This window comes from Taibaiella helva (genome assembly GCF_003545695.1).
In the GTDB taxonomy this organism is placed as follows: domain Bacteria; phylum Bacteroidota; class Bacteroidia; order Chitinophagales; family Chitinophagaceae; genus Taibaiella; species Taibaiella helva.
This window is the reverse complement of sequence record NZ_QUZZ01000002.1, coordinates 541472-560647: the sequence shown is the minus strand read 5'-3', so window position 1 is coordinate 560647 and position 19176 is coordinate 541472. Positions and strand designations below refer to the sequence as shown.

Sequence of the window (19176 nt, the reverse complement as noted above, 5' to 3'; positions counted from 1 at the left end):
TCAGCGGTTATAACGCTGCGTCCACTCCCGTAAACGCTGCATCACCGCTTCAGCGGGCAGCTGCTTTAAGCGCCATACCCAATTACCATCGGTAGTGGAAGGGGTGTTGATACGGGCGCCGACACCAAGCCCAAGCAGATCCTGCGCAGGCAGCACCACAGCACAGGCAACCGATGCATAGGCCATGCGGCATAAGGCTTCCGCAACATTATCTTTTGTTATGGCGAAGCCCGCATAGGCAGACAGGTCCTTCCTGCTCTGCGCACCCAGCTGCTCATACCAGCCCAGGGTGGTATCGTTGTCGTGCGTACCCGTATAGGCGATGGACGGGCGATCGAAATTGTGCGGCAGGTCGCGGGAGCCCGGGAGATAGGGATTAAAAGCAAACTGCAGCACGCGCATACCCGGCAGGCGATAATGATCTTTGAATGCGAACACGCCCTGGTGGATCTCACCAAGGTCCTCGGCAATAAAAGGCATATGGGGAAAATGCTGCTGCAAAAGGTCGAAGAACAGCGCCTGCGGACCGGGCAGCCATGCTCCGTCGGTAGCAGTAAGCGCATCTCCGGGCAGCTCCCAGTAATCGTAGAAAGCCCTGAAATGATCCAGACGCACCAGGTCATAACGTTCTGTGTTGGCAGCCAGTCTTTGCAGCCACCACCCGAAGCCGGCTTCCCGCAAGGCTTCCCAGTTATACGTAGGCATGCCCCATAGTTGTCCCGTCTCGCTGAAGTAATCGGGCGGCACACCAGCCTGTGCTGTTTTACGGCCTTCTTCGTCCACCATAAAACACTGCCGGTGCACCCATACATCAGCCGAATCGTGGTCCATATAAAAAGGCAGATCGCCCATAAGCGCCACACCATATTGTGCCGCAAAGCGCTTCAGCCGCGCCCATTGCCTGAAGAAGAGAAACTGGAGCCACTGCTCGAAAGCGATCGCTTCGCTTTCTTCCTTCTTTACTGCTTCCAGCACGTCGTAATGCCGGTCCCGTAAAGGTTCCGGCCATTCGTACCAGGCTTGATTCTCCTGCTTCCGCTTCAGCACAACATACAAAGCATAATCTTCCAGCCAGAAAGTCTGTTTCCAGCAGAACTGTGCAAAATCCCGGCGCAGCACGGCAATATTACCGCTGCCGAAAACTTGCCAGGCCTGTCGCAGCAGCCGGCGTTGCTGTGCGATCAGCACTTTGTAGTCTACCCTATCCCCCGTCGGCCAGCGTACTTCTCTTATCGCCTGCCGGGGCAATAGTCCTTCGTCTGCCAGCTGCTCCAGGTCGAGATAAAGCGGCTCTCCGGCGAAGGCCGAAACAGCAGCATAAGGAGAATAAGCGCTTTCATGGGATATGGGGTTGAGCGGCAGCAGCTGCCACAAGCGCTGTCCAGAGCCCGCCAGGAACCGTATCCAGTCAAATGCTTCCCGCCCCAGTGTACCGATCCCACGGGCAGAAGGCAGCGCAAACAGCGGCAGCAATATACCGGCGTTGCGGCCCGGATCAGGAACATCCGCTGTAAAAACAGCTACAGGAAAAGCCGCCAGCTGAGCAGCTATATCCGGTTCATCGCTTGCCATTGTCTTTCCCGTGAACAGCGAGGTCCATTGCCGCGGTGCTCCGGGAGGCAGCCCCGGAAGGCGGACAGTAGCCGTAACCGGATCATCAAGCGGAATCATTACCCAAAGCCATTGCCGCCCGTAGCGGCGCAGGAAAGAAAGATAGGGACCATCAATCGGCAGCGGCTCGTAGGTGCCCAGGTGAAAGAGCTCCGGACATGACCTGCGCCATTGCAGCAGGCGATGCATACAGAAGAGCTTTATGGCTGCAGGATTTTCCATGGATAGCTGTGCCAGGCTGAAGTCCTTCTGCGCTACCCGTTGCAGCAATACCGCCCGGTCCGTATAATTCACGGGACGCCGGTTATCCGGATCGACAAAGCTGAGATCAGGGTATTCAGCGCCCTGGTAAATATCGGGTATCCCGGGACAGGTGCATTTAAGGACCAGCTGTGACAAAGATTGCCGTTCTATGCCCGCCTGCTGCCGTCGGAGATAGCGTCGCATTGCCATACCGGTGCCGCTGCGTTGATCGGCGACGGCAAGTCCATAGCGGATCAGCGCATGCTCGTAAGCCTCATCTGGCTTATCCCAGGAAGAATGATGCTTGGCCTCCCTGGCTGCCTTGCGCAGATAAGCAGATAAGCGTTCTGCAAAATCTGCTTCACTACCTTCGGGGCTCAGACTCCCGTACACCGCCAGCAGCACGGTATACTGGTCTTTAGGGCTCAGGTTGGCTGCATTGCTTTTCGCCATATCCATCCATTCGCTTATAGCCGCCTGCCAGCCAGCTACATCATAGCTGGTCCGGCGCAACCTTGCCCGTGCTTCTTCCCCTCTTTTGGTATCATGTGTAGCTGTGGCATTGAGCGCGAAGGGCGTTGTAGCCTGCCTTTTTTCCATTCGCTCATGAAAGGCGGAGACAGGCATGCCAAATGCAGCAGGCGTATCTCCCACTTCGTTGTGCGCCGGGAACCGCATGTAGTTATACATCAGCGTATCCTCCACTCCTTTCGCCATCAGCGGACCGCTGAGCTGCATAAACCGGCGCCAGAAGCGCAGCAGGCGTTCACGGTAAGACAGACCGGAAAGGGCCCCGGCCGAAAAGCAATGCTCAAAAAAGGTTAAAGCATGACTACTGACGGTACCCGTTTGGCCGGCCAAAGACAAGAGCTTATCAAAATCTTCCTGCTCTTCCCTGACGAAAGGCAGCCCCTGCGGGTAAAAGCGATATACCGGGCAGCAAGCCAGCAAAGCTGTTAGCAATGCTTTCAGGTCATGATCGGATACGGAGGCAGGCTGCTGCATGCCGGGGATCGCTTTCCACAGCCGCAGCAAATTTTCCAGCTCTCCCTGCATATGCTCCTCCAGCATTCTTCGCTTGTAAGCATACATTTGTTCCTGTACGCTGCCTTCGCCCGGCGCCCAGGTTGCATAAGCAGCCGTAAATGCAGCCTCTGCTGCACTGTCGGTCAGCACCTGGTTGACGGTGGCCAGGAAATCATAGCCGGTAGTACCTTGCACCGGCCATAGTGCCGGAAGGCTTTCTTCTGTTTCCAATATCTTTTCCACTACGATATAAACGTCGTCACCGGTATGTTCCCGCAGCTGCTCCAGGTAAGCCCCCGGATCATACAGGCCGTCTATATGGTCGATACGTATGCCCTGTACCAGGCCTTCTTCTATCAGCTGGAACAGCAGCCGGTGATAGTGCCGGAAGACCTCTGCGTGCTGTATATTGATCCCGATAAGGCTATTGATCGTAAAGAACCGCCGGTAATTGATCCGCGTATCAGTCTCCTTCCAATGGCACAGGCGATAAAACTGCTGCTCGCAAAGGCGCTGAAGCAAATCTTTATTCTCGCTGAGGACCTCAAGCCCCGCGGCAAAACGTGCAGCAACGGCAGTATCGGCCAAAGACCATTCCAGGTGGTTCAGCAGGAGCTCCCAGGCATCCTGGAAACCTTCGCTGTCCGTAACCTGCGATAGGATATCCAATTGCCTGCGCACGGGGAGGAAGGGAAAGTCGTCGAACAACTCGTGGTACAGGATATCGCCATAAGCTGTATAGTTCAGCGGGTAGCAGGCTTCGAAGTAACGAAGGTATAACCGGCCTTTTTCATAAACGATCTTCAGCTCGCCTGCCGCCAGCACATCGGGAAATGGTTGTCCCAGGAAGGGCGCCATCAGCGGCTCATCGGGGTTCTTGTCGAAATAATGATCGTAAAAGGACATCTTTCCTTTTTCAAGAAAATCGCATATCCAGGGATTAAGCGGCGTATATGCCATGTGATTGGGCACAAAGTCCTGGAGCCAGCCCATGCCACGCTGCTTCAGCTCGGCAGCCATCTCCCTGAACTCGCCCAACGTCCCGATCTCCGGATTGATCGCATTGGGATCGATACCATCATAGCCATGCCTTGAGCCCGGAACGGCTGCAAAGATGGGCGACGCATAGATGGTGCTGATTCCCAGCTGGTGCAGGTAAGGAATAATCGCCCTCAGATGGGCGAAGGTGAACTCCTTATTGAGCTGGACGCGGTATGTGGCTTCAGGAAGATACATGATCGTTGGACAGGATAAGAGCGGAACGGGGCGTTAAGGTCAATACTGTATCCCGATCATAACGTGATGCGCTATCGCCGGGGCCCATCCAGCATTGATCCGACGAGCAAAGCAATAGCCGCAGAGGAAAGGCATCTTCCCGCAGCCGGACCTCATGCGGCTGAAGGGAAAAGTTGAACAGGCAGTACAAGTGCTGCTCCTCATAGGTGCGCTCCAGGATCAACACTTCTTTAGACGAATCGCAGGACACTTCTACGGCAGCGCGGTCATAATTCTTTAAAGCGGCATGCGTCTTCCTTAGCTGTATAAGATGCCTGTAAAAGCGGAACATCGTTTCGTGCCGGTCACCGCTCCGCTCTGTCCAGTCGAGCCGGGAACGGAGCCAGGTTGCTTCGGCATTGGCCGGGAAAGGCTCGCCCTCCCGCTGAAAGGCAGCGAACTCGGCTTTCCGCCCGGCTTCCACGGCCTGTATCAGCTGCTTGTCACTATGGTCGGTGAAATACAGGAAGGGCGAAGAAGCCCCCCACTCTTCCCCCATGAATAGCAAGGGAACGAAAGGCGCCGTGAGCACTACTGCTGCCAGCAGCTTTGCCGTTTCCTGATCCGTCAGCTGAGACAGTCGCTCTCCCAGCATTCTATTACCTACCTGGTCATGGTTCTGTGCGAAGACGACAAAATGATCGCCGCTGATCCCCCAGGTCGGTGTGCCGAAATTGCGTTGCCTGTGTTCCGAGTATTGCCCGGTAAAAACATAAGCATTCTTCATCGCGACAGCCAGGTCTTCCAGGCCATTGAAATCGGCATAATAGCCTTCACGGTTCTGTCCCACAGCCACCCGCAGCGCATGATGGAACTCGTCGCTCCACTGCGCCCTTAAGCCATAGCCACAATCGGCCACGGGGCGGATATAACGGCTGTCGTTAAGGTCGGTCTCCGCGATCAGGTACTTTCGTTTACTTACAGTGTCGGCATATAAAGTCACGGCATCATTCAGGGCTTTGGTAATATGCTGCGGACTAAAGTCCCTGATCGCATGCACGGCATCCAGCCTGAGAGCGTCGATATGGAAGTCACGTAACCACATCAAAGCATTCTCGATAAAAAAGCGCCGTACCGGGTCGCAGCAGGCATCATCGAAATTGATCGCTTCGCCCCAGGGCGTTTTGTATTTGCCGGTAAAGTAAGGACCGTAAGCCTTGAGATAATTGCCTTCTGGTCCCAGATGGTTGTAGACCACATCCAGGATTACGGCGATGCCTTCGCTATGACAGCGGTCTACCAGCTCCTGCAAAGCCCTGGCGCCGCCATAGCTCTGCTGAACGGCAAAGGGAAACACACCATCGTAGCCCCAGTTGTGGCGCCCCGGGAATTGCGCCACCGGCATCAGCTCGATTGCGTTCACACCCAGGCTCCTCAAATAACCGAGCTTAGCCATAATCCCGTTGAAATTACCTTCTTCGCTGAAGGTACCGGTATGCAGCTCGTAAATAATGTAATCGCCAAAATCGGGGTTGTGCCATTGCTGATCGGTCCAGGGGAAATGCTGCAGATCCAATGCCTGAGAGGGGCCATGCACGCCGTCCGGTTGCGATAGCGATGCCGGATCGGGCAAAGGTTTGCCTCCATCAATAGAAAAACAGTACAAGTCATCGTCCGCTATACGATCGGTCTGTAAGGTCCAATAGCCGAATGCTCCTCGCTCCAGCGGCAAATGTTCGCCTGTAGTCTCGTCGTGCAGCACTACCTGTTCCCTGGCCTTTGGCGCCCACAGCAACACTTCGGCCCGCCCTTCATGGAAGCTGATCCCTAACTGTTTTCTCCGGATATCGGGTTGGTTCATTCTGGTCTATTTTTTCTTTTGCTGCAATACGACTACAGAACGCCCTGCCGCCGTCAGCTTTTCGCCACAGCGGTAAAGCGCCTGCGCCTCATTTTCTTCCTCCTGCGCCGTGTCTATGATCTTTATCCACTGTTCGCCATAGGCTGCGTCCGGCAGCCTGAAGGCTAAAGCCTCGTAATGGGCGTTGAACAGGATATAAAAATGATCGTCTGTGATCGGCTCGTTCTCATAAGTGTGTGCATTGATCCCCTGCCCGTTCAGGAAAACCGCCAGCGACTTGGCATAGTCATGATTCCAGTTCTCGTCTGTCATCTCTGTTCCTTCGGGCAGGAACCAGGCGATATCGGCAACCGATCCTTCTTTTAGCTTGGCTCCTTTGAACCAGCGGGTGCGGCAAAAGATAGGATGCTCTTTCCTGATCCGGATCAGCTTTTGCGTAAAGGCAAGCAGCACTTCGTCCTTATTTTCCCAGTCGATCCAGGAGATCTCATTGTCCTGGCAGTAGGCATTGTTATTGCCTTTCTGCGTGCGGCCGATCTCATCACCTGCCAGCAGCATGGGTACTCCCTGGGACAAAAAAAGCGTGGTCATCAGGTTGCGGACCTGCTGCCGCCTCAGCTTCAATATGGATTTATCGTCAGTATCCCCTTCTGCTCCGCAGTTCCAGCTCCGGTTATGGTTTTCGCCATCCTGGTTGTCTTCACCATTCGCTTCGTTATGCTTTTCATTATAGGAGACGAGGTCGCGCATGGTAAAGCCGTCATGCGCTGTAACGAAATTGATGCTGGCTGTCGGATAGCGGTCATCTTTATACAAATCAGCCGAGCCGGTGAAGCGGCCGGCAAATTCGGCCAGCATACTATCTGCTCCCCGCCAATAATCCCGGATACAATCGCGGAACATACCATTCCATTCGGCCCAGCCCGGAGGAAACTTACCCACCTGGTACCCCCCTTCGCCCACATCCCAGGGTTCGGCGATCAGCTTCACCTGGGAGATCACAGGGTCCTGGTGGATGATATCAAAAAAGGAGCCCAGACGGTCCACCTCATGCAGCTCCCGGGCCAGGGTCGAGGCCAGGTCGAAACGGAAACCGTCTACATGCATGTCCAGTATCCAGTAGCGCAGGCTATCCATGATCATACGCAGCACATTGGGCTGTACTGTATTGAGAGTGTTTCCCGTGCCGGTATAATCCATATAATAACGCTTCTCATCCTGCAACCGGTAATAAGACGCATTATCGATTCCCCTGAACGACAAGGTAGGTCCCAGCTCGCTCCCTTCGCCGGTATGGTTGTACACTACATCGAGGATTACTTCGATACCCGCTTTGTGCAGGTCTTTCACCATTTGCTTGAATTCATTGATCTGCCCGCCACATTCCGAGGAGGCCGAATAGCGGATATCGGGCGCATAATAATTAATGGTATTGTAACCCCAGTAATTGGTAAGGCCTTTATCGTTGAGGTAGCGGTCGGTAACGAAATGATGAACGGGCATCAGCTCGATCGCTGTAATGCCGAGCGCCTTAAGGTACCGGACAGAAGCAGGATGAGCGATAGCAGCATAGGTTCCTCTGATCTCCTCCGGTATATCGGGATTAAGCCAGGTATAACCCTTTACATGGGCTTCGTAGATAATGGTGTTCTGGTAAGGTATCTTCAATGGCCTGTCATCCTCCCAATCGAAGTCATTCGTCACAACGATCGCTTTCGGCAGATAAGGCGCGCTATCGGTTTTGCTCATCTTCAGGTCGCCGTCAGGACTGCCGATCTCATAGCCGAATAAAGCATCGTGCCAGTTCAGCACACCGGATATCGCCTTACCGTTGGGATCGATCAGCAACTTGTGCGGATTAAAGCGCAACCCTTCTTCAGGGCGGTAAGGACCATGTACCCTGAAGCCATACAGCTGGCCCGGCTTCAGTCCCGGAATATAGACATGCCACACACTGTAGGTTCGATCTGTGATCCGGACACAAGCCGATGGTGTCGCATCTTCCTTATGATCAAAGAGGCAGACCTCCACAGCCGTCGCGTTATCAGAAAACAATGAGAAATTAACTCCTTTGCCATCCCAGGTTGCTCCTAAAGGAAAGGGGAAACCAATGTACGTTTTCAGCTCCATAGCGAAGATCAACAACACAGAAACAGTATTGTTGACCCTGATCCATCAGGCTTTCCGGGGTATAACGATTTCTTATCAAACCAGCAGAACAACGCAAGGCTGTCTTAAGATACTTCAGGCGCGTCACATTGAGCGATTCGAAATGTAAACGGGCTTGAATCGTAATTTTTGTTGTACTCCGGCTACGGCCGAGCAGGAAAAAAATGGCGCCACCCGCTATGGCGTTCATAAAAAATGATTCAGCAGCATTCTTCCTAAAGATCTTTGAAAGGCATTTTCCGTTCATCTTTAGTGGCCCCTTTATTGCCCGCCAGCACATGCTGAAAAAAGAATTTAAGCGGACAGAAAAAGAGCGCAGCAGTGACCAGCAGATAGGTAGCGACCACAGTATTGACAATAATAAGCCAAAGCGGATGTACCCACACCAGCATAAAAGGCAGGGCCAGCCCCAGGCTGAGCCGCAAGATCATTTCCAGTGGCCGTACATTCAACCGGAGATCTCTTCTGCCACGTGCGCCGGCCAGCCTGCTCATTTCTTACCGGACGGACCGGATGCGGTCCCGGCCCCCTTCGCACCGTTCTTATTGACACGGAAAGCGACTTTACATATAGCGCCATAGGATTTGATCTGACCACCTTCTACATGTACCTTAAAATCTTTTACATAAACGGAATCGATATTGTCGACGGTATCGGCCACCTCCCGCACCGCATTCCGGATGGCATCATCGAAACTGGCTTCCGAAGCCGCAATGACTTCAATTACTTTTACTATAGGCATAGCTTTTGTGTTTAGCGGTTAAAAAATATTCTGCTGTAACAGCGCAAAAGCAATGCCACAGCTGGTGCGCGCACCTAAGGGCATAGCCTTCAACGGTCTTGTGAGAAAAGGTGGATAAAAGGAAATGCTGATACGGGAACCGTATTGCCGAATAAGTGCAAGAACAGCAACAGTTAGCATAGTCCCTGTTTCAATCCGATCTTATTGGGAATCATCATAAAGACCCCGGTGCCCCCGGTATCCGAGACGATATCAATCTGCCATTAAGCATCTTCACTTTGCTGCTGATGACTTCCGGAAAATCGCACAAAGGGCTATATATCTCGAAGAAGAGATCGTAAAGCTGCCGGAGCTAAGCCCCCTATCAGTGCAGGCAATTGATCCATAGTGGCCTGAGGGAAATTTTAAATGAAAAGGGAGAAGTGGTTACCTACCTCCTAAGCAAAGCCCCATTCGTGGAGCGGATTGCACCTAACATGAAAATACTTACACCTGGAGCAATTACCCATTGCCACCTCTTGTTGCAACCGCAATACAGGAAGCTTTCATTCTGAAGCACCTAATACAGGCAGACAATCCATATTTGTCTGTGATGAGCTGCTGGCATAGCATTTGAATCTATAAACATATTTCAACCTAAAAAAACATTGAACTATGCCAACACGAAATCGGGGAAATTACGATTCCGACAGAGACGACAGGGATTACAGAAGGTCCGGCGAACGCTCCTACAGCTCCGGCAGCCGTTACGATGAGGATTATGAGGATGACGACTATGATGATTATGGCGGTGGCCGTAGCCGGTACAATGACCGCTACGAGGACGATGACGACGATGATCGCTATAGTGGAAGGCGCGGACGTTATGACGATGAGTATGATGATGACGACTATGGAGATGGTCGCAGCCGTCGCGGATTCGCCGCTATGGACCGTGATGAGGTACGCCGCATCGCCGCTGAAGGCGGCAGGGCTTCGCATGGCGGAAGGGGCAGATACGATGAAGACGACTATGATGAAGATGATCGCTCAAACCGCGGACGGGGCAGATACGAAGACGACGAGTATGATGACGACTACGGAGATAGTCGCAGCCGCCGCGGATTTGCCGCTATGGACCGCGACGAAGTACGTCGCATCGCAGCCAAAGGCGGTCACGCTTCCCATGGCGGAGGCCGGCGACGCGATGATGACGATGACTACGACCGCCGTGGCGGAGGCCGCAGCTCAGGTGGAAACGGCCGCGGGCGCTATGATGATGACGATGACCGTGGTGGCGGAAGCCGCAGAGGCTTCGCCGCTATGGACCGGGATGAAGTCCGCCGCATCTCCGCTATGGGCGGGCACGCGTCCCACGGTGGCGGAAGACGACGCGATGACGATGATGATGACGACGACCGCCGTGGCGGAAGCCGCAGAGGCTTTGCAGCAATGGATCGCGACCAGGTACGTCGCATTGCCGCTATGGGGGGACACGCCTCGCATGGTGGCGGACGCGGTGGTAACGGCGCCGGACGTAGCAGCAACAACGGTGGACGCGGCGGTAATAGCGGTGGACGCGGCGGTAATAGCGGTGGACGCGGTGGTAATAATGGCGGAGGCAGAAGCAGCCGTCGCGGCTTTGCATCCATGGGCAAAGCTGAGGTGCGCCGTATCGCGGCCATGGGCGGCCGCGCTTCGCACGGCGGAAGATAACTTTCCCGTAAAACTCAGGAAGAGGGGCCCCGGATGACCGGTGGCGCCCTTCTTTTCTTTTACGGATAGCCACCTTGCCCGCCAAAAGCGTGAACACTGCCACGGTGGTACCGGTTCCGAATGCTTCCATGCCGGTACATCCTTTAAGAAACCATATTTCAACCATATGCTATGACACATGACTATGCACCGGATCAGGCATACCCCTTCCGGGCTGCCGGAACAAACAGCATTATCCCAGGTACTAAAAGAGCTGAACGCAGGCAAAAACGGCTCGATATGCTGTGTCATGCCTATTCCCGCTTGCCGGGGATTGCACCGGAATACTAAAGCCCTATTACAGGCAACCTGTCTATTGGATCAACCGTTACTGGGCCGGGCTGGACATTGCGCAGCTGCTGTATGAAGGACGCTTACCCGGAACCCAGGATTTCTTCGCTTGGTTCTGCGACAGCGATACCATAGCCAGGGAACAGGAAGGTGCATGGGATTGATTCCTGTAAGGTCATATCGTGATCTTGCCGCCCGTTACGGCAAGAGTTGCGCCGGAGATATAGCTGCTTTCTTCTGAAGTCAGGAATACATAGGAGGGTGCGATCTCCGCAGGCTGGGCCGGGCGTTTCATGGGGCTATCTTCACCGAAATGGGCCGGACCCGGGACTGTCGAGGGGATCAATGGTGTCCATACCGGTCCGGGAGCAACAGCATTGACCCGTATGCCCCGTTCCTGCTCGAGCAGGACCTGCGCGAGGTTGGCTGTAAAATTCTGAATGGCGGCCTTCGTCGCCGCATAAGCCAGCAGCGCAGCATTGGGGTGGTAAGCATTTACAGATGCGGTATTGATAATGACACTGCCGGGAAGCAGGTGCGGATCGGCAGCCTTGCAGAGATAGAACATGCTGTGCATATTGGTAGCGAAGGTCCGTTCCCACTCTTCGGCGGGGATTTCAGCGATCGTTTTATGCGACATCTGGAAAGCCGCATTGTTGACCAGGATATCCAGCCGGCCCCATTCCTTTATCGCCGTCGCCACAATTTTCCTGCAGTGCTCCTCTTCCCCGATATCGCCCTGCACCAGGATCGCCTGCTGCCCCGCATCCTTTACCCAGCGTGCCGTTTCCTGCGCATCGGCTTCTTCTGTATGATAACCGTAACAGATCATTACATCGGCGCCTTCCCTTGCATAGGCAATGGCCACAGCCCTTCCGATACCGGAATCGCCGCCGGTAATGATTGCCTTCTTTCCTGCCAGCCGTCCGCTGCCTTTGTAGCTATGTTCGCCATGATCGGCCTTGGGATTCATCTCTTTTTCCGTGCCGGGAACAGCTATCTGCTGCTGGGGGAAAGGCGGCGCGGGATATTTTGTCTGCGGGTCCTGCATCGGCTTGCTCATTGTTCTGATTTTGCGGATGAAAAAGTATCAGATGGTTCAACAGGGAAGCCCCCACTTTAGTTGCCGATGATTGCCGTCTTCTTTTTTTAAGAAAAGGATAACGCCGGCCGGAAGGGCTGAAGATAAGCTCCTTATACCGGTCAGCGCGTAGTTAACGCAAGGCAAATCAGGTATCCGGCGCAAACTGCGTATAACTATCGGCCCAGCTTATTGGTTAGCATTCTTATTCCAAAAGCCAAACCATGCAAGCTATCCTTGTATTTGATGAGGACAGGATCCTCAATCCCCGGTCGGTAACCGGCAGCAGCACCGCTGCCACGACTATCCGCTATGAGCAGACGCTCCCTGCATTGCCCGACCCTTGTCCGCCCGCCATTATCCTTGATATACGCCGCGACTGCAGCGAAAAAGAAGAACGTTATCAATTACTCGAAGCGCTGCTTCCCGGAGCGCTGGTGCTGATGATATCGGTGCCGGGCGATATACGTGCCCTCGAGGCGATCAATCAAGCGGCCGCTTCCGGAGCCCTGCATATTCCGTCCGATCTGCTGCGCCATATCGGGCAAAAGCTTGCCAGCACAGCAAGCCGGACCGATATAGCCGGCGAAAAAGAGCCTTATCGTGGAAAAGGCGAAAGCATGAAGGAAGTGCACCGGCTGGTAAGCCTCGTAGCGCCTACCGATTACCAGGTAATGATCTGCGGAGAAACCGGTACGGGCAAAGAAGTGATCGCCCGCATGATCCATAATACCAGCCGGAGAAAGGACAAACCTTTTATTGCTGTGGATTGCGGCTGCCTGAGCAGGGATGTGGCCGGAAGTGAGCTGTTCGGCCATGTCAAAGGGGCGTTTACCGATGCGGCCTGCGACAAAGCGGGTGTATTCGAGCTGGCTGACGGCGGTACGCTGTTCCTTGATGAGATTGGCAATCTACCCTATGACGTACAGGTATCGCTGCTCCGCTGCTTACAGGAAAAGAAAATCAGGAAAACAGGCGCGACCCGGGAACAAGCGGTAGATGTACGCGTGCTGGCGGCGACCAATGAAAGCCTCGACCAGGCGCTGGAAGAAGGCTCCTTTCGTTCCGATCTCTACTACCGGCTCAATGAAGTATCGATTGTACTGCCCCCGCTGAGGGAACGTACCGGCGACATATTGCCGCTGGCACACCAGCTGCTCGCTGCTATTGCCGCAGAGCTGGGCAAAGAGACAAGCGGCTTCTCCCCGGAAGCAGAACAAAGGCTGCTCAGGTATGCATGGCCGGGCAATATACGCGAGCTCAAAAATGCGCTGAAAAGGGCCTGCCTGCTTACTCCGGATGGCAGAGCCATACCCGCAGGCGTTTTACCCGGCGAGCCTGGCCCCGCTTTTACCGGACTCCCGGACAAAGCAGGCGCCGTCGACCTGAAGCAGGCCTCGGCAAAAGCAGAGCAGGAGCGGATTATAAAAGCCCTGGAAATGGCTCATTTCAACAAGAGAAAAGCGGCTGACCTGCTTCATGTACACAGGAAAACCTTGTACAACAAACTTAAGGAAATGAATATCGGGTAAAAGAGCGCGCGGACAGCGCCGATCGTATTTTTTGTCTTCGTTATAAATACCTGCGCTGTTTTGCGGTAAATACCCTTTTTGCTGTACCCTTGTATCTGTCATATCTTTAAGTCGAAATTGTTTGATTATTTTGGGTTTGGAATAAAGGGACCATGCCGAAACGACCTAACGAGAAACCTATCAAAAACAACCAAAGAGCAAACACTACCTACACTTCTCCCCCAGGAATAGCGCTGGTTCACATCGACAAATATTTTTCCGTGATCCACGCCAACGCAGCAGCGGCGGATATCTGGAAAATTGCCGGCGGAACTTTAATAGATGAGCATTTTATTGAAACCCACGGTTCCGGCTGGAGCAGCGAACAAAAGCAATGGCTGCAGGACGTCATCCGGAACAATACCTTTACGCCGCTTGATCTGCCGGCGGAGGGCAGCAACCTGACGACCTACAGACTGGACGACGGCAGTTATCTGCTGCTCTATATTTTCCATGAAACATCATCTTCAGATCTTTCTGCGTCGAATGAGCTCTTACGGCGGGCGGCTTTCCTGGAAGAGCAGCTGGTTACCGCCAGGCAGAAGCTACAGGTGCTCGTACAGCAGCAGGAGCAGGAAATTACCCGCGCTGTAACCGCCATGCAGGAACAGGAACGCCGGAGAATAGCAGAGCATCTGCATACAGAAATCGGGCAGCAGCTATCGGCAATCCAGATGCAGCTGGAACATCTTTCGCTCAGCGAGATCAGGAAAATGCTGAACAGCACGATACTGAAGGTAAGGCAGGTATCGTTTGAGCTGATGCCGGTCGTCCTAAAAGATTTTGGCCTCGAAACTGCTTTGCGCGACATGATCGGGAGAAGCCTGACAGAAAGAAATATCCGCTGCACGTTTGACTTCCGTCTCCTGACGACGTTGAATAGCGATACCCAATTGGTCCTTTTCCGTATGGCACAGGAGCTGATCAACAATATCGTACGGCATGCCAACGCGACATCAGTATCCATCTCACTTCGGGAGAGCGGGGAAGGCATTCACCTGGTGGTACAGGATAATGGCACAGGAACCGATACAGAAGCGCTGCAGAACGGGTTTGGATTGCTCAGCATCGAAAACCGGGTAAAGACGATGAACGGCACATTTTCATTATCATCACCTGTGAAGACCGGCACCAAAGCGGAGATTTTTTTTCCATTGCCTTCAGCGGATTAGACCATTGATCAGCGCATAACGGATCAATGCTGAAGAGTTCCGGACGCCGGTCTTTTCGATCAGGCTTTGCCGGTGCCCTTCTACCGTACGTTTGCTGGTATACAGCCTGTCGGCGATCTCCTGGTTGGTGTATCCTTCGCTGACCAGGGTCAGTATCTCCAGCTCCCTTTTTGTAAAATCAAATTCACTATGCTCCGGCAGGCATATATCCGAAGACTGGATCTGGCGCTCGAGCATCCTTATCGCCAGCTCCGAGCAGATATACCTTTCTTCCCGCAGACAGATGTGCCTGATGGCAAATGTCAGCTCGTCAGGGCTTACATTCTTGAGGATGTAGCCCAGCGCTCCGTTCTTAAAGGCCTGGTTGATGTATTCTACCTGGTCGTACATGGAAAGGATAATGAACTTGATCCCGGGATGATGTTCCATGACCATCCGGCACAACGACAGACCGTCGACATCGGGCATATTGATATCGCTGAGCACGACGTCAGGACGCAGCCCTTCTTCCAGCAGCTTCAGGGCTTCTTCCCCATGCGCGGCCTCAGCGACGACCTCCATGTCTTCCTCCTTGTTCAGTAAGGTTTTGATACCATTCCTGACAATGTTATGGTCTTCAATGAGTGCAATCCGGATCATAGATAACAGATTTATAAGCGGGATATCCTATTTTCTTATGCGATGCTGTGTTCACCCGGCCTTCAGCTTAACCAGCAGTACTAACTTTTAACATACAAGCCGGGAACTTGTTGCATGGTGCTCACCATTCAAATACAGGACAGGACAAAGCTAAGCACTTTACCTTGCCACTGCAATGTACGGCGCTCAGTAGCGTTAAATACGCTGTTCCCATATCTGACAAAGGAGATAGCTTCGCTATCTCCTTTGTCAGATTCCATAAATAGCAGCATGTCGCTAACGGCCCGTACCGACCTCTTCATAAGCGGTATTGACACCTTCAGCAACATCATTTTCTTCTTCATCCGCCATAGGATTGACATCCGATTCTGCGATATCGGTAAGCAGGGCATCTGTATCCTCTTCTTCCCATAAGGTCCTTTCCAGCAGATCTGCCGCCTGTTCATAGCCGAGCGTAAGCGCCAGCTGCACCAGGCTTCCGTAAGTAGCGATCTCGTAGTGCTCAATCTTCTGGGCCGCGATAATGAGCGCGGCATCCCGCGTCATCGTGCCCTCTTTGGTTTCCCCGATCATCGCTTCCGCTTCCTTGGTCAGGCCCTGCATCGCATCGCACTTTTTGGCTTCAGGCGCTACGCCCATGAGCCGGAATACCTTTTCAAGGCGGCTTTTATGCCTTTGTGTTACATACAGGTGATCCTCAAAAGCTTCTTCCAGCTCGTCGGTCGTTGCTGCTTCCTTCATCACACGAAGCTTTTCCACCAGGTGGTCTTCTGCCCAATAGATATCTTTCAGCATATCCAGGAAAAGCTTTTCCAGCAAAGGCCGTTTCTGGTCTTCGGCGGCATTGCCGCTACCGGCTTTATTGTTTGTTCTGTTTACCGTCGATGCAGCATTGCCGGCGGTACCGACGGTGTTGTCCTTTTTCATTAGCATTTTATTTTTGGGATGAAACATAAGTTGAAGACATTGATATAAACGGAGCAAACAGCGTACCGTAACCGACGACCGTTCAGTAACAGTGGATTGAAGCCGGGCGGGTCGATCCCGGCGGGGAATTTTGTACAACAAACGTAACGATGCCTACCCAGCCAACACTTTAAACACAAGCAGGCGTAAGAATTCTATCGCCAGCCGGCGTCCGTTCAGAACGTGAAAGTCTTTTCCTGCTGCGTTACCGAAATAGATTGATTCCTGGTCGTGATTGCAAACAGGATCAACAGGGCGCCCATAATAACATGCGGCAGGTAGGAGCGATCTCCGAAATTGAGCAGCCATGGCGAAGCCAGCAGGAAAACACCACAGATCAGATCGATCGACAGGTGGTTTTTGAAATTCAGCGTTCTGACGACACCCAGCTCGTACTTGGTCATCAGGCTATAGGCCAGCACCCCTATCCCCGCTCCCAGCAGGGCCACAGACTCAACTCCCTTTTTCCCGGGTACAAAGAGCCATGGACCGGCGATCAGGGCCAGGACAAGAAGGATATCCAATACAGCATGCACTTTCCGGGAAATGAACTTCATAGTACAATACATTATCAGCAGGAAAAACAATGCGGAACTTTCGCCCGCAATATACCTTCAGCAACTATTTTACTTTCTTACCTATTGCCTGGCAATGCTCCAGGTGGCTTCTCAGCACCGGCAGCTTGGTTGTCGCAAATTGCTGCAGCTCCGGGTCCTTAAGCTCCCTGGAAGCCTTTTCAAAAAGCCTGACGTCTTTTTCATGATCATCGATCATTGCTTTAATATAAGCTTTGTCGAAATCTGCTCCTGATTTTGCTGACAGATCGGCTTTAAGCTTTTGCTCATCCGTATCAGGTGTTGCCGGCAAGGTGATACCTTTTTTGTGCGCCAGGGCTTTGAGCTCATCGTTAGCGGCGCTATGATCCTTTACCATCATACCGCCAAAGTCCTTTACTTCGGCTGATACGCCCTTCTGCTGCGCCAGCGCTCCCAGTTCGACTTCTGCAAGCCCTCCGGCAGCGGCTTTCACAGCAAATTCTGCATCGTCCTCTGCAACCGCCACCCTGGCGCTTGTATCTGCTGCGCCATCTTCCCTGCTTTCTATCCTGGACTCGTTGATGCTATCGGCGGCTTCTTTGCTATCCTGTCCGCCATTGTTGTTACAGCTTCCCAGCAGCAGGGCAACTGCAACAGGGAAAAATAAGATGTGCTTTTTCATATCGTTTTATTTTAAGCGGATAACAAGCAAGACCGGCCCTATGTTTGAGCCGATGCCGCATCGGCTCAAACAGCCGCTGCCATCGTTGATGATAGCGCAAAAGATATACCAAGCAGGCACTGGATCGCAGGGGCTGTTTATCTTTCAGCAAACCAGGCCCTTAACCCCATTACTTCTCATAACCCGGCCGATGCCGGTTGTTACAGGCGTTACCTGGCTTGCACCCATTGTGCAAATTTTTCCGCTGTAAAAGATTTGATAAAAATAGTGCTACCCGGTTTCTTTACTGTTCAGCGTTTTGTGCATTCTGTCCGGTACGATTACTGCAGAACATAAATAATGACAGCGGCATTCACGATTAGCGTTTCTATTCATGCAAGCCGCGATCAGTAAGCCTGAACGCCGCCAGAGGCACAAAAGCCACCGTTGACACGGTGGCTTTGTTTTTGCGACTGGTTCGATCAATCGTGGCCTTCTGTTTTTACGATCTTGTTGTATAGCCCCAGGAGCAAAAAGGGCGCAGCCCATTGTCCCAGGAAAAGAGCTGTATGCTTACAGCCGGCAAGCTTGAAGGCAAGGGAAACGCCCATTGAGGTCAGCGCCCCGATAAGAAAAACCGTTGAGGGTACTTTAGCTGCTTGCTCTTCGATCGCTTTTGTCATCGCTCCTTCGTTTGGCATAGAAAATAGTTTTAGTAGTGAACAGATCCGGCAGCAGCAGGACCTTCCTATAGAACAGCGCCGCTGACCGCCGGGAAGATTTACACTGAATAGAGCATATGCCATGCCATATGTTCGGAGATTGATCAACAGTGATCTAAGAACGGCCGTGCAGCGCGGCAAGGCAAAAAGAGCCTCATTCCCGGCAAAGTTTTTCCTGTGTCGTGCGCCGGCAGAAGCAATTATTGCGGCCGTCATGCAGTGAAAGGATTTCACCTTGGTGGGTATTTCTGTCCACACTTTACTTGGAGCAAGAGGAATGCCCGATGGTCGAAGCTCATTTATCACAATGATCTGCAAGTGATTATTTCCCGGTGCAGCAAAGCGGTATATTTCTTGCATTACTTCTCAAGAGACCCGTTCGCTATTACACCAGCAAGAAGATTGCCCGGAATACAGCGATAACCATGGTATGCCGGAATATCCCAGGCAAACCACTACTGTTAAGCTTTTGAATATGGTAATTATCCTCGCCGGAATTGCCGGTACCTTTTTAATGACAATGTTTGTCCGGATGTTCGCCGCAGCTACCGGCTACCAGCTGGCTGTGCCCAGGGTGCTGGGTACTTTATTTACGTTCACAACGACTCCTTCCGGCAAGGTATCGCACCAGCCGGTCGCCCTGATATGGGGTAATATCCTGCATTACGCCATAGGCATCTTCTTTTCGCTGATCTATGCGCTATGCCTTACCAAACACTGGCTGCCCGCCGGAATTGGCGGAGGAATAGGGTTTGGCGCCCTTATCGGCATTGTAGCAGTACTATGCTGGCTGCTCATGCTGAAGCTGCATCCATTGACACCAAGGATACGGACAGGTATTTTTCTCAGCTCGGTCTATTTAGGTCATATCCTGTTCGGCCTTGTGCTGGCGCTGGTATACAGTGTGTATCCCGGCTACTTCCAACTGTATTGAAG

The 19176-nt window shown here is 52.9% G+C and carries 16 protein-coding genes; 5 read left to right on the top strand and 11 right to left on the bottom strand.

Going from position 1 to position 19176, the window contains the following annotated elements:
• From treY to DZC79_RS05130, 5 genes are all read right to left on the bottom strand, one after another.
• Window positions 1-4116 (bottom strand): malto-oligosyltrehalose synthase, encoded by a 4116-nt coding sequence (treY, locus tag DZC79_RS05150; protein WP_118950470.1) that lies wholly within the window; start codon window positions 4114-4116, stop codon window positions 1-3.
• On the bottom strand, window positions 4103-5956 hold the full coding sequence (gene treZ, locus DZC79_RS05145; protein WP_118950469.1) for a malto-oligosyltrehalose trehalohydrolase: 1854 nt from the start codon (window positions 5954-5956) through the stop codon (window positions 4103-4105). Before treZ ends, treY begins: the two co-directional genes overlap by 14 nt.
• A gap of 6 nt (window positions 5957-5962) precedes the next feature.
• Window positions 5963-8104 carry a glycogen debranching protein GlgX gene (gene glgX, locus DZC79_RS05140; protein ID WP_232831760.1) on the bottom strand — a complete coding sequence of 714 codons (2142 nt, stop codon included), beginning with the start codon at window positions 8102-8104 and terminating at the stop codon, window positions 5963-5965.
• A gap of 236 nt (window positions 8105-8340) precedes the next feature.
• A complete protein-coding gene (locus tag DZC79_RS05135) occupies window positions 8341-8619 on the bottom strand; it encodes a YgaP-like transmembrane domain (RefSeq protein ID WP_118950467.1) in 279 nt (92 codons plus the stop codon).
• Entirely contained in the window at window positions 8616-8867 is a 252-nt protein-coding gene (locus DZC79_RS05130; RefSeq protein ID WP_118950466.1) for a dodecin family protein, read from the bottom strand. Before DZC79_RS05130 ends, DZC79_RS05135 begins: the two co-directional genes overlap by 4 nt.
• Window positions 8868-9521: 654 nt before the next feature.
• On the opposite strand from DZC79_RS05130, the gene DZC79_RS05125 reads away from it, so the two are divergent.
• Together DZC79_RS05125 and DZC79_RS05120 are read left to right on the top strand one after the other, a co-directional pair.
• Window positions 9522-10562: a KGG domain-containing protein gene (locus tag DZC79_RS05125; protein WP_118950465.1), complete on the top strand. Its 1041-nt coding sequence runs from the start codon at window positions 9522-9524 to the stop codon at window positions 10560-10562.
• A 284-nt stretch (window positions 10563-10846) separates the two neighbouring features.
• The gene (locus DZC79_RS05120; RefSeq protein WP_118950464.1) at window positions 10847-11056 is read left to right on the top strand and encodes a hypothetical protein; all 210 of its coding nucleotides are present in this window, start codon (window positions 10847-10849) and stop codon (window positions 11054-11056) included.
• 11 nt (window positions 11057-11067) lie between these two features.
• Here the strand turns inward: DZC79_RS05120 and DZC79_RS05115 are convergent, their stop codons facing one another.
• Window positions 11068-11955 carry an SDR family oxidoreductase gene (locus DZC79_RS05115; RefSeq protein WP_118950463.1) on the bottom strand — a complete coding sequence of 296 codons (888 nt, stop codon included), beginning with the start codon at window positions 11953-11955 and terminating at the stop codon, window positions 11068-11070.
• A gap of 242 nt (window positions 11956-12197) precedes the next feature.
• On the opposite strand from DZC79_RS05115, the gene DZC79_RS05110 reads away from it, so the two are divergent.
• Window positions 12198-13505, top strand: a complete 1308-nt coding sequence (locus DZC79_RS05110) for a sigma-54 interaction domain-containing protein (RefSeq protein ID WP_118950462.1) — start codon at window positions 12198-12200, stop codon at window positions 13503-13505.
• Window positions 13506-13657: 152 nt separating this feature from the next.
• Window positions 13658-14716 carry a sensor histidine kinase gene (locus DZC79_RS05105; RefSeq protein WP_118950461.1) on the top strand — a complete coding sequence of 353 codons (1059 nt, stop codon included), beginning with the start codon at window positions 13658-13660 and terminating at the stop codon, window positions 14714-14716.
• Here the strand turns inward: DZC79_RS05105 and DZC79_RS05100 are convergent.
• The 5 genes from DZC79_RS05100 to DZC79_RS05075 all read right to left on the bottom strand — a co-directional run bounded on the left by DZC79_RS05100 (window position 14705) and on the right by DZC79_RS05075 (window position 18219).
• Window positions 14705-15355, bottom strand: coding sequence for a response regulator transcription factor (locus DZC79_RS05100; protein WP_118950460.1), 651 nt, complete (start codon window positions 15353-15355; stop codon window positions 14705-14707). The genes DZC79_RS05105 and DZC79_RS05100 overlap by 12 nt on opposite strands.
• Before the next feature lie 276 nt (window positions 15356-15631).
• Window positions 15632-16282, bottom strand: a complete 651-nt coding sequence (locus tag DZC79_RS05095; protein WP_118950532.1) for a YciE/YciF ferroxidase family protein — start codon at window positions 16280-16282, stop codon at window positions 15632-15634.
• Window positions 16283-16497: 215 nt separating this feature from the next.
• Window positions 16498-16878 (bottom strand): SPW repeat domain-containing protein, encoded by a 381-nt coding sequence (locus DZC79_RS05090; protein WP_157976935.1) that lies wholly within the window; start codon window positions 16876-16878, stop codon window positions 16498-16500.
• A gap of 64 nt (window positions 16879-16942) precedes the next feature.
• A complete protein-coding gene (locus tag DZC79_RS05085) occupies window positions 16943-17539 on the bottom strand; it encodes a DUF4142 domain-containing protein (RefSeq protein ID WP_118950458.1) in 597 nt (198 codons plus the stop codon).
• Between the two features lie 461 nt (window positions 17540-18000).
• The gene (locus DZC79_RS05075; protein WP_118950531.1) at window positions 18001-18219 is read right to left on the bottom strand and encodes a hypothetical protein; all 219 of its coding nucleotides are present in this window, start codon (window positions 18217-18219) and stop codon (window positions 18001-18003) included.
• Between the two features lie 496 nt (window positions 18220-18715).
• Here DZC79_RS05075 and DZC79_RS05070 point away from each other — a divergent pair, with 496 nt between their 5' ends.
• The gene (locus DZC79_RS05070) at window positions 18716-19174 is read left to right on the top strand and encodes a hypothetical protein (RefSeq protein WP_157976934.1); all 459 of its coding nucleotides are present in this window, start codon (window positions 18716-18718) and stop codon (window positions 19172-19174) included.
• Window positions 19175-19176: the final 2 nt, after the last annotated feature.

Bases quoted from the DNA above. Each gene is read 5' to 3' on its own strand.
- DZC79_RS05095 (WP_118950532.1), bottom strand. From the start codon at position 16,282: ATGAAAAAGGACAACACCGTCGGTACCGCCGGCAATGCTGCATCGACG.
- DZC79_RS05075 (WP_118950531.1), bottom strand. From the start codon at position 18,219: ATGCCAAACGAAGGAGCGATGACAAAAGCGATCGAAGAGCAAGCAGCT.
- DZC79_RS05130 (WP_118950466.1), bottom strand. From the start codon at position 8,867: ATGCCTATAGTAAAAGTAATTGAAGTCATTGCGGCTTCGGAAGCCAGT.
- DZC79_RS05135 (WP_118950467.1), bottom strand. From the start codon at position 8,619: ATGAGCAGGCTGGCCGGCGCACGTGGCAGAAGAGATCTCCGGTTGAAT.
- treZ (WP_118950469.1), bottom strand. From the start codon at position 5,956: ATGAACCAACCCGATATCCGGAGAAAACAGTTAGGGATCAGCTTCCAT.
- DZC79_RS05110 (WP_118950462.1), top strand. From the start codon at position 12,198: ATGCAAGCTATCCTTGTATTTGATGAGGACAGGATCCTCAATCCCCGG.
- DZC79_RS05105 (WP_118950461.1), top strand. From the start codon at position 13,658: ATGCCGAAACGACCTAACGAGAAACCTATCAAAAACAACCAAAGAGCA.
- DZC79_RS05090 (WP_157976935.1), bottom strand. From the start codon at position 16,878: ATGAAGTTCATTTCCCGGAAAGTGCATGCTGTATTGGATATCCTTCTT.
- DZC79_RS05115 (WP_118950463.1), bottom strand. From the start codon at position 11,955: ATGAGCAAGCCGATGCAGGACCCGCAGACAAAATATCCCGCGCCGCCT.
- DZC79_RS05070 (WP_157976934.1), top strand. From the start codon at position 18,716: ATGGTAATTATCCTCGCCGGAATTGCCGGTACCTTTTTAATGACAATG.
- DZC79_RS05100 (WP_118950460.1), bottom strand. From the start codon at position 15,355: ATGATCCGGATTGCACTCATTGAAGACCATAACATTGTCAGGAATGGT.
- treY (WP_118950470.1), bottom strand. From the start codon at position 4,116: ATGTATCTTCCTGAAGCCACATACCGCGTCCAGCTCAATAAGGAGTTC.
- DZC79_RS05125 (WP_118950465.1), top strand. From the start codon at position 9,522: ATGCCAACACGAAATCGGGGAAATTACGATTCCGACAGAGACGACAGG.
- DZC79_RS05085 (WP_118950458.1), bottom strand. From the start codon at position 17,539: ATGAAAAAGCACATCTTATTTTTCCCTGTTGCAGTTGCCCTGCTGCTG.